General features: G+C 47.0%; 3 protein-coding genes. 1 reads left to right on the forward strand and 2 read right to left on the reverse strand.

Translation table 11 applies throughout. The annotated features are described in order from the left end of the window. A partial coding sequence (locus H6F50_RS11715) for a putative baseplate assembly protein (protein WP_190428833.1) occupies positions 1-1,547 on the reverse strand: 1,547 nt, incomplete at its 3' end. Positions 1,548-1,673: 126 nt separating this feature from the next. Next, positions 1,674-2,087, reverse strand: coding sequence for a GPW/gp25 family protein (locus tag H6F50_RS11720; protein ID WP_190412625.1), 414 nt, complete (start codon positions 2,085-2,087; stop codon positions 1,674-1,676). A 618-nt stretch (positions 2,088-2,705) separates the two neighbouring features. Between H6F50_RS11720 and H6F50_RS11725 the strand changes: the two genes are divergently transcribed. Continuing rightward, on the forward strand, positions 2,706-3,419 hold a 714-nt coding region (locus H6F50_RS11725), incomplete at its 3' end, for a hypothetical protein (protein ID WP_190428834.1).

A 3,419-nucleotide genomic window follows, 5' to 3' on the forward strand; every position in this document is an offset into this window, starting at 1 on the left:
AGCATTGCTGGCACTCGGATGACAGCATCTTCCAATGATTCGGCGTCAGCACCGTTGCGGGCGGGGGTATGGTTAATGACTCTGGCAACGTAGGGAACGGCTGACTTGGGGATGGTAATGGTTCCCCGTTGAACATTGCCTTTTCGACCTCCTCCCGTGCGGTAAGCGACCATGCGAATCGCGGAGCCTTTGGGCGGCACTGCACCATATTGACGCTCTAGCGATCGCACTTCTTCAGGACGGGCGCTAGCATTCAACAGGCGATCGCTCACCAGGTTCTGCATCTGCGTTCTCGCGCGCAACTGAGTCTGCTGCTGGAGTTGGGCGGGTTCTCGAATCAGGGGGCCAAACTGAACCATCCCAGTCCGCGAGTCAATCGTGTAGTGAAGATCCTGAGGGCCAGAATCAGCAAAGTCATTGACTTCTGTCCATATTTGAGGCAAGGCTCCAGGCGGACTTACCAAAATGTATTCATCTTCCCGCCGTGTCAAGACAGGAACGCCTTGCAATTGGAAAGTTTGACCGGGCGTACCCTCGCTTTCTCCCAAAAGTTCATTTCTAATCTGTTCGCATTGAGAAGCGAGGACGGTACCGCCAATCGCTCTCGCCGACAAACTCACAATCCGCGGGGAACTACTGTAACCCGGTTGCGTAGGATCGATGTGACTATAAACGCAGCGCAGCCAGCGACCCTGGTAGGTGAGGAAGTGGCTCACCGGCCAGCGTTGAGGCAGATGTAGCACGACGTCCCCACTTTGGAGGGGATTGCTTCCAGTCCGAGCGAATTCGCTGAAACTAAATCCTTTCGTGCCATCATCAGCTTCCTGCAACAAAACCGGCTGCCAGTACGCGCCATTCCAAGCTTCCCAGCGGCGAGGAGGCGCGTCGGGATTAATGCCAGTGGATGTCGCAACTTCTCCTTTGAATTTGACTGCCAGAACATTCCCTTCGCATTCGTCCTCCGGGTCGAATACCAGATAAAAGCAATTTCCCGACTGGGGTTGCTCATCAAAAAAGGCTAATTCTCTGCCCATCCACTCACCGTCAGGGCGCAGAGTCCAAAGGTTCGTGAAGCGATCGCGTAACATTTGGGGAGTATCTTCAACCGTCTGAGCGGTTAGAAAATGTCGGATACTGGGCTTGCCAATCACCAGCGGCTGGTTGGTACTGAAGACAATCGCTTGCTCAGTTTCTGTCCTGACGGTCGCAATTTCTACCCCAGATGGAATCGTATATGGTTCGGGCAAAGCAGCACTCAGATAAAAAGTCAGGTCTGTCTGAGCGGGAACCGGAGCTTGCAGGCGAACCCCTAGTAACTCTAAAAAAGCAACATAGTTGCGACGGGGAACTTGATTGAACCGCAGCAACATTTGATCGGTCAGCCACGCAAATAGCTCAATCAGCGTGATGCCAGGATCGCTAGGGTTATAATTCGTCCACTCCGGACAATAGCGAGGAATCCGTAGAATGCACTCATCTACTAAATCTTTGAATGTCCGATCATCTAAATCAGACTTCGGTAACTTGGGTAAAAAATCAAAGTCCATTATTAATAAATAATCGGTAACTAGGAATTGGTAATTAGTAATTGGGCAAAAGTTATAGAAATGCGATAAATGAGTAGGGATTTTGAATTAAAGAATTCTCTTGTTACTCAGAACCCTCATGAACCATCACTCCTCTTTGCCGTTCAGATAGAAAGGATAGACCAAGCTCCGAGCATCATAAGTGCCCTTAGGATGGTATTCCACAATAATATCCACTCGGCCTCGGATGGGATCGGGGTCAGTCCGCACCAAATCGATGACAATGCGCGGCTCCCACATTTCTAGAGCTTCTTGGACGTGCAAGCGCAACAGGAGAAGGGTTTGAGTATTCATGGGCGCAAAGACCATCTCCGATAAGCGCGACCCAAAATTGGGTCGATACACCCTTTCTCCGATTTCAGTCCGCAGGATAATCCGAATAGATTCTTCAATATTCCGTTCTGCCGAACTGAGTTGAAGCCCTCCCTGTACGTTCACCCGTAGTGGGAAAGACCATCCCGTACCCAAGTGGCTGCGCTGCTTATCCGATCCTTCTGGCATAAAAGTGACTCTGTGCCTAGTATCGCAGCTACTTTACTAAAGCTGAAAGTCCCCGACTATTCGCCAAAAGTCGAGTTATCCCAAGCTGGCTGTAGCCCTAGGTTCTAGGGGCGGTGCCCTTCCGCCTCAAAGCGGGTTGTAGCCGAAGGCAACAGTCGCCAAGCGCAGCACATACAACATTGCTTAAATGACCTGAATCAGTTTGACACTGCGGGGTCTACCCCGTGTTTAATGGCTGACTAATCGTTGACTCTCTACCCAGTATCCTGATTTTGATGGAAATGGAGGTTTTACAAAACCGGGATGCTCCTTGTATGCGAGGCATACTCCAAGAATTAGTAATGTAATAAGTCGTGCTTGGACAGCACCCCAGAGCAAGTGTTTAGAGCGAATTGGTTAGCAGTTGAAGACAGAGGTTATTGTAGATCGGGATGCTTTTGATCGCGCAGCGTTTAAGGTTTAGGACGGGAAACTTTAGCGACTGAACAAGATTTTTGAGAAGTGATTAGAAGAGATTCTGCTGAAAATTAACACTAGTCTTTGGGAAAGTGCAAGCTCAAATATGTGGTTTTCTTACAGATATGATTTAGACCTCGAATTTAAGGTTTTTTTATTGTTATGACAGAACAAATAAGGGAAAAATTCGTCTATAACGGAGAAACCTACTATTTAGCTGGCTTAGAGCCTTCTTTAAAATATCCGGTTGATAAAATTAATGCTACAGCAGAAGAATCTGTAGATTTCGATAAAATAAAAGATAAAATATTTGATTTGTTGAATGAGGAATCAGTTCCCTCAAACGTAATACAAGAAGGAGTTTTAATTAGACCACGCGACTATGGAATGAAAGAGATTCTATTTTCTACAGCTTGCCGGAGAGGATTTTATTCAACCTATGAAATTGTTAATGAAGAATTGTTTTTGAAGGAAATGACTGTCGGTGGTGTTACGGGCGGTCATAAACCTATAGAAGGAGTTATGCCAACCTACGATAACTGTAGTGGTTTTTGTTATCGGAATCTTAAAGTTTTTACTCGTTTTACTGGGAGAATCACCTTAGGTAAAGACTTCATTGATGGAATCTTCTTAAAACCTCTTTTGGGGATGACATTTTATCAAGGCAAATTAGTTGCGATTCAAGACCTTTCATTAGACATTTCCATTAGTCTTGCTGTTATCTTTGGCGGGTTAGAAGCTGTTAAGAGACGCTTGGCTAGTGCAGTGTCAGCGCAAAGAATTCTTGCATTAAGCGGTGCCCTCTATTATGGCGAGTCAGGCTTAGATTTGGTGATTCCTGCTTTGCTGGATGAATCGGCACAGGTAATGTGGGCT

This window comes from Coleofasciculus sp. FACHB-712, from assembly GCF_014695635.1.
Classification (GTDB): domain Bacteria; phylum Cyanobacteriota; class Cyanobacteriia; order Cyanobacteriales; family FACHB-T130; genus FACHB-T130.